General features: G+C 71.3%; 1 protein-coding gene and 1 rRNA gene. One reads left to right on the top strand and one right to left on the bottom strand.

From position 1 onward, the window contains the following. Positions 1 to 110, top strand: a 5S ribosomal RNA gene (gene rrf, locus ACFWZ2_RS42215); the annotation flags it as partial. A 119-nt stretch (positions 111 to 229) separates the two neighbouring features. Here the strand turns inward: rrf and ACFWZ2_RS42210 are convergent. After that, positions 230 to 938: hypothetical protein (locus ACFWZ2_RS42210; RefSeq protein WP_384555113.1), on the bottom strand; the 709-nt coding region annotated here is incomplete at its 5' end.

The raw sequence follows: 938 nt of genomic DNA, 5'->3' as shown, positions 1-938 counted from the left end.
GTCATAGCGTGAGGGAAACGCCCGGTTACATTCCGAACCCGGAAGCTAAGCCTCAAAGCGCCGATGGTACTGCAGGGGGGACCCTGTGGGAGAGTAGGACGCCGCCGAACAATTTTTGGAGGACCCCTGGTCCCAGCGTCCACGCTGGGACCAGGGGTCCTTTTGTTTTTGTCGAAGCGCGCCGGCCTCCCGGCTGCGCGAGAATGACTGCGGTACCGAAGACTAGGAGTCACCGATGTCCACCAACTCTCCCGACGAGCGACCGGAGCGCGAGCAGCGCCGCCGGGACGGTGGCGACCGGGGCGGATACCGCGGTGCTCCGCGGCGGGACAACGACCGCGGCGGCTTCCGCCGTGACGACCGTCGCGACGACAACCGTGGCGGTGGCTACCGGGGCCGTGACGACAACCGTGGTGGCGGTGGTGGCTACCGCGGGCGTGATGACCGTGACAGCGGTGGGCGTCCGCCGTTCCGTCGTGACGACCGGCCCAGCGGGCCGCGCCGCGACGACCGTCGTGATGGCGACCGCCCCGGCTTCCGCCGCGATGGCGACCGTCCGGCCTTCCGGCGTGACGACCGCCGCGATGATCGCCGTGACGACCGCAGGGGCGGGGACCGTCCCGACCGTGGTGGGTTCCGCCGTGACGACAACCGCGGTGGCGGTTTCCGTGGGCGTGACGATCGGCGCGACGACCGGCGCGACGGCGACCGTGGGGGCTACCGCGGGCGCGACGACCGTCGTGACGACCGCAGGGACGACCGTCGTGACAGTGACCGAGGCGGCTTCCGTCGTGATGATCGCCGCGACGACCGCAGGGACAACGACCGCGGCGGGTTCCGTCGCGACGACAACCGTGGTGGCGGTGGCTACCGCGGGCGTGACGACCGTGACAGCGGTGGGCGTCCGCCGTTCCGTCGTGACGACCGGCCCAGCGGGC

The sequence above is a fragment of the Streptomyces sp. NPDC059002 genome, assembly GCF_042740435.1.
Taxonomy (GTDB): domain Bacteria; phylum Actinomycetota; class Actinomycetes; order Streptomycetales; family Streptomycetaceae; genus Streptomyces.
The sequence above is the reverse complement of the archived record's forward strand: the minus strand, read 5'-3'. Positions and strand labels throughout refer to the sequence as shown.